5 protein-coding genes are annotated in these 5,553 nt (G+C 46.2%); all 5 read left to right on the top strand.

The features are described from left to right. Nucleotides 1-639: class II fructose-bisphosphate aldolase (fbaA, locus tag Q0200_RS10175; protein ID WP_297940888.1), on the top strand; the 639-nt coding region annotated here is incomplete at its 5' end. A gap of 8 nt (nucleotides 640-647) precedes the next feature. Next, nucleotides 648-1,985 carry a MotA/TolQ/ExbB proton channel family protein gene (locus Q0200_RS10170; RefSeq protein WP_297940886.1) on the top strand — a complete coding sequence of 446 codons (1,338 nt, stop codon included), beginning with the start codon at nucleotides 648-650 and terminating at the stop codon, nucleotides 1,983-1,985. Then, nucleotides 1,972-3,039 carry an OmpA family protein gene (locus tag Q0200_RS10165; RefSeq protein WP_297940884.1) on the top strand — a complete coding sequence of 356 codons (1,068 nt, stop codon included), beginning with the start codon at nucleotides 1,972-1,974 and terminating at the stop codon, nucleotides 3,037-3,039. Before Q0200_RS10170 ends, Q0200_RS10165 begins: the two co-directional genes overlap by 14 nt. A 40-nt stretch (nucleotides 3,040-3,079) precedes the next feature. Beyond that, complete coding sequence (locus tag Q0200_RS10160) at nucleotides 3,080-4,228, top strand: 1-aminocyclopropane-1-carboxylate deaminase (RefSeq protein ID WP_297940882.1); 1,149 nt, start codon at nucleotides 3,080-3,082, stop codon at nucleotides 4,226-4,228. After that, entirely contained in the window at nucleotides 4,225-5,520 is a 1,296-nt protein-coding gene (gene hisD, locus Q0200_RS10155) for a histidinol dehydrogenase (RefSeq protein ID WP_297940881.1), read from the top strand. Before Q0200_RS10160 ends, hisD begins: the two co-directional genes overlap by 4 nt. The last annotated feature ends 33 nt before the right edge of the window (nucleotides 5,521-5,553 follow it).

Here is a 5,553-nt window from a genome sequence, read left to right as displayed (position 1 = left end):
GAGAGCTTGGAAGAAAATTTAAGCACTTGCGAGAAGTATCTAAAAGAGCTTAGCGAGCTTGGCATCAGCCTAGAAATCGAGCTTGGCGTAACCGGCGGCGAAGAGGACGGCGTGGATAACACGGGTGTTGATAATGCGCTTCTTTATACGCAGCCTGAAGACGTTGCGCGGGCATATGAGCGACTAAGTAAAATCAGCGATAGATTTAGCATAGCGGCCAGCTTTGGTAATGTTCACGGCGTGTATAAGCCTGGCAACGTCGTGCTTCGACCGGAAATTTTGAAAAACTCGCAAGCATACGTCGCGGATAAATTTCAAACCCTAACCGATAAACCCGTAAATTTCGTCTTTCACGGCGGTAGCGGTAGCGAGCTAAAGGATATCAAAGATGCCGTCAGCTACGGCGTGGTAAAGATGAACATCGACACCGATACGCAGTGGGCGTTTTGGGACGGCGTGAGAGCGTACGAGCTAAAAAACAGAGCCTATCTACAAGGTCAAATCGGCAACCCAGAGGGTGAGGATAAGCCAAATAAAAAATACTACGATCCGCGCAAATGGCTACGAAGCGGCGAGGAGTCGATGGTAAAGCGCCTATTAACCGCTTTTGAAGATTTAAACTGCTTAAATAGAAATTAAGGCTTACTATGGAACCAAAAAAAGAAGCGAAAAACGATAATTTCACCGATTTGGCTCTACCTGAAGTCAAAGGTAGACAGTCTTTTTTCGTATATACGAAAATTATATTTTTGCCGACGGCGATATATATCGTCGCGCTTCTTGGGTTTTTGGGGTATATAGATTTTCAAATCGGCCTACACACGGTCGTTATGATGGGTATTATTTGGGTGATTTCGCTAATCTTTGCTAAAAATAGCGCCGAGCTTGCTTGCTGCTATTTCGAGCAAAGCGGTGCTGATTTTAAGCGAAATTTGAAAGAATACATCATCAAACATCTTTTGGTTATCGGTAAAGATACGAAATCAAACGCCGGATTTGATGAATTTGTCGCCTACTATACTAGAAATTTACGTAACGAAAATTTCGCTTCCGTGGGTGCCGGTATCTTTCCGATGCTGGGTATTTTAGGAACGTTTATCAGTATCGCGGTTTCTATGCCGGAGTTTAACTCTTCAAATACTACCGAGCTCGAAACTGAAATTTCAACCCTTCTTAGCGGCGTAGCGACTGCGTTTTACGTCTCTATCTATGGTATCTTTTTGGCGCTTTGGTGGATATTTTTTGAAAAATACGGAACGAGCAAATTTGAAACGCTGGTGCGAAGACAAAAAAACGCTACGAGCGGCTTTTTCTGGACGAAAGAGGAGCTTGATAGAAGATATTTGCAAGAGAATTTAAGACACTTTGAAAAGATCGGAGTGATCTTTGAGCATGTTAGTAACGCCGAGTTCTTTGAGGAGCTGGATAAGACTATCGAGGCTAAATTTAAAACTTTTACAAATATCTTGAAAAACGAAGAAGAAGCTGTCAAGCTAAGCGGCGAACACATCAAGCAAACGATGAATACGCTGCTAAAATCCTCGAAAGATCAAAAAGATCTTATCAAAGTCCATGCCGAAATCTTGAACGTTATCAATAAATTTAACGGTAACATAAAAGATATGCAACTAAAATTTGCCGAGCAGTACAACCGTCTCTATGATGTGGGTGGCGAGCGTATCGCAAGGCTCGAAAAGAGCGTGGGCGAGCTAGAGTATAATGTTAAAAATTTCAGTGAGTCTCTTTCTAAATTTAGTAGTGAAATCTTAGAAAAACAAAAACTTGCAATGGATGGCTTTAAAGAGAGCTTGATTGATGGCGTCCAGGCATTTAAAAAGGCTTTTGACGACGAAGCAATCGAAGCTTATGATGATAATAGCGCGCTCATTGAAGGGCTAAAGCAAGACATCGACGAGCTTGATAAAGAGGCGAATGAGATCTTGCAAACCATCGAAAAGGCGAGTATGCTAGATGAAAACGCGTAACGAGAACAAAAGCGGAGACCAGACCTTTTGGATATCGTATGCGGACCTGATGGCTGGGCTGATGTTTGTTTTTATGCTCATCATCGGCGCCGTTGTCGTAAAATACGTCCTTAGCCAAAGCGATCTGGCAAAACTACAAAAAGACTTAAGCGAGCGTGAAAAGCAAATCGCCTCATCACAAAGCGAGCTCGTTCGTAAAGAAAATGTCATAAAAGAAATTTTTTCAAATTTGGACCGCGCAAAGAGCGAAAATAAAGAGCTTGCCGACATAAACAGGCTCGTAAACGAGATGCTTGAAGGCGTCAAAAAAGAGAAAAACGAACTCACTAATCTAACCCAAACCTACGAGATAAATCTAAACGACGCGAATAAAACTATCGCGGATTTGCAGGATAGAGTGCTACAGCTGGGGCAAATTTTAGCGCAAAAGGACGAGGCGCTAAATGAGCTAAATGCAAAATACGGCGATGAAGTCTCAAGATATACCGCGCTGGAAGAGGATTTTAACAAAACAAAAGACAAGATCAAAGACATCAGCTCGCTTCGCTCAAACGTCATATCAAATTTACGCGCTAAACTTGGAAACAAGGTCAGCATAGATCCAAGCTCGGGTGTCGTGTCGCTGCCTGAGTCTATACTTTTTGACACGGGTTCGTACGAGCTAAGAGACGAGGCAAAGGCACGTCTAAAGGAAATTTTGCAGACTTATTTCGAGGCGATTTTAAATAACGAAGAGATCGCAAAACACATCGATAGGATCGTGATCGAGGGGCATACAAACTCCGTTGGTAGCTATATGTACAACCTTGATCTGTCGCAAAAGCGCGCGTATTCGGTACTAGACTTTATCTACTCGTGGAACAAAGACAAGCGCCTAGAGCACTATCTCATCGCTAGCGGACGTAGCTTTAGCGATCTGGTGATGAAAAACGGCAAAGAAGACCCCGACGCATCCAAGCGTATTGAGATCAAATTTTCGATCTCGGACAAAGAGTCGATGAAAGAGATGCAAGATCTCTTGGAGCGGCAAAATCAAAAGTATTCAAAAGACTAAATTTAACGGACTCGAGTTTTACGTACTTCGCGACGACCTGATGGATGGCGAATTTAACGGCAACAAGGCTAGAAAGCTGGAGTATTTCCTGCATGCTGGTCTAGGTGGCATAAAACGCGTCGTTAGCTACGGCTCAAGTCAGTCAAACGCGATGTATAGCCTAAGCGTTTTTGCGAAGATGAATGGGCTCGAGTTTCACTACGTAGTTTCAAATTTAAACTCAAATTTGGCGTCAAATCCGATCGGAAATTTTAAATTTGCCCTTGAAAACGGTATGAAAATCTATGTAGATAAAGATAGGCGGGCGCGGGCTAGGGCTTTAGCTTGTGAGCTGGCGGGATTAAAAGAGGGCGAGATTTACGGCGATGAGGCTGTAAATTTGACGGATGCTTCTGATAGAAACGGGTTAAATTTAAAGGATACGGGCGGGTCAAATTTGAGCAACTTTGACGAACGGCTCGGTTTTACGGATATAAATTTAAATGCAAAAAATATGTCAAATTTGCAAGCTGAAGTCGAGCCGAATTTACAAAATCTAGGCAGAGAAAATTTGAACAAATTTGACGAACAAGCAGAGCTCGAGAGCGCAAATTTCAGCGAATGCAAAAGCCATAAAAACTCAAATTTTAAAAAATCCGCAGACCAAACAAGCTCAAATTTATCCGCCGCGCAGGATTGCTTCATTGGCGATTCGCTTTTTATAAACGAGGGCGTTTGGCAGCCGCAGGCGGAGGCGGGCTTTATCTCGCAGGCTAGGCAGATAGAGCGCTGGGCGGATGCGGAGGGCAAGACCGTTGATATATTTTTGCCCTCGGGTACGGGCACGTCGGCGGCGTTTTTGGCTAAGCATGTTAAATTTGACGTTTTTACCTGTCCTTGCGTGGGCGACGCGGACTATCTAAAAAGCGAGATCGAGGCGCTGACGCCAAACTCAAAGGTTCGCATTTTGCCGCCGCCCAAAAAATATCATTTCGGCGATCTAAAGCTCGAGCTTTATCAAATTTGGCGCGAAGTATGCGAGCAAACGGGGATAGAGTTTGAGCTCATTTACGATCCCGTGGGCTTTTTAACGATGACGTCAAACCTGGGCGCGTTTAAAAACGAGATTTTATACATCCACCAAGGCGGCGCGCTCGGAAATATCAGTCAAAAACTAAGATACGAAAGAAAATTTAAGGAGACGAAATGAAGTTTTTACTCACTAGCAACGAAAATTTTAAGGACTATTTTGCGGCTTTGGTGAACCGCTCAAACGGCGATATGAGCGCGGTTATGCCAGCCGTTTCGCAGATACTTGAGGACGTGCGCGCTAGAGGCGACGAGGCGCTCTTTGAGCAGATAGAGAAATTTGACCGCTGGAAACCCGACGCAAATACCCTAAAAATCGGTACCGACGAGATGCAAAAGGCATACGACGGCATAGATAGCTGCCTGCGAAACGCGCTAAATTTAGCCTTTGAGCGCATAAAAAGCTACCACGAAAAAAGCCTGCCAAAAACCTGGATAGAGCACGACGAGCACGGCGTTTTGCTGGGTGCAAAGTACACCCCGCTAGACCGCGCGGGACTATATATCCCGGGAGGTAAGGCCGCCTATCCTAGCTCGCTTCTCATGAACGCCGTCCCGGCTCTAGTTGCGGGAGTTGGAGAGATCGCAGTCTGCACGCCTGCCGTCGGAGGTAAGGTAAATACGCTGCTGCTAGCAGCCATGCATATCTGCGGCATCAAGGAAGCCTATAAAGTCGGCGGCGCCTCGGCGGTAGCTGCGATGGCCTACGGTACGCAAACGATCAAAAAAACCGACGTCATCACGGGCCCTGGCAATATATACGTCGCGACGGCTAAAAAGCTCGTCTACGGCGAGGTAAATATCGATATGATCGCGGGCCCTAGCGAGATCTGCGTCATCGCCGACGAGAGCGCCGACCCTCGCCACATCGCCGTGGATCTGCTCTCGCAGGCCGAGCACGATGAGATGGCTAGCGCCGTGCTCATCACGCCTAATCAAGCCTTCGGCGCGACGGTGCAAAGGCATATAAACGAGGAGATAAAGACTCTAGCCAGGCAGCCCATCGCGCAGGTTAGTATCGATAAAAAGGGTGCTATCATCGTAGCTAGCGACCTTGATGAGTGCGTGAGGCTGGCTAACGAACTAGCGCCTGAGCACCTAGAGATCGCGACAAACGACGCGATGGAGCTGGCTAGGCAGATCAGGCACGCGGGCGCGATATTTATCGGGCACTTTACGCCTGAAGCGATGGGCGACTATCTAGCCGGGCCGAACCATACGTTGCCAACTGGCGGTAGCGCGCGATTTTATTCGCCTTTAGGGGTCGAAAATTTCATGAAGCGCACTTCGCTCATCTCGCTAAACGCAAAAGGCATAAGCGAGCTAGCAAACGCATGCATGAAGCTAGCCGATGCCGAGGGGCTCGGAGCACATAAGCGTTCGGTCGCGGTTAGACTTGAGGCTTTGAAATAGATATCATCTCTTGGGAGCTTTTAACGGAACTCG

Origin of the sequence: uncultured Campylobacter sp. (genome assembly GCF_938045225.1) — a bacterium.
Classification (GTDB): Bacteria; Campylobacterota; Campylobacteria; order Campylobacterales; family Campylobacteraceae; genus Campylobacter_A.
This window is presented reverse-complemented; position numbering and strand designations above follow the sequence as displayed.

Coding starts and splice junctions, on each gene's coding strand:
- Q0200_RS10170 (WP_297940886.1), top strand. CDS start 648: ATGGAACCAAAAAAAGAAGCGAAAAACGATAATTTCACCGATTTGGCT.
- Q0200_RS10165 (WP_297940884.1), top strand. CDS start 1,972: ATGAAAACGCGTAACGAGAACAAAAGCGGAGACCAGACCTTTTGGATA.
- Q0200_RS10160 (WP_297940882.1), top strand. CDS start 3,080: ATGGATGGCGAATTTAACGGCAACAAGGCTAGAAAGCTGGAGTATTTC.
- hisD (WP_297940881.1), top strand. CDS start 4,225: ATGAAGTTTTTACTCACTAGCAACGAAAATTTTAAGGACTATTTTGCG.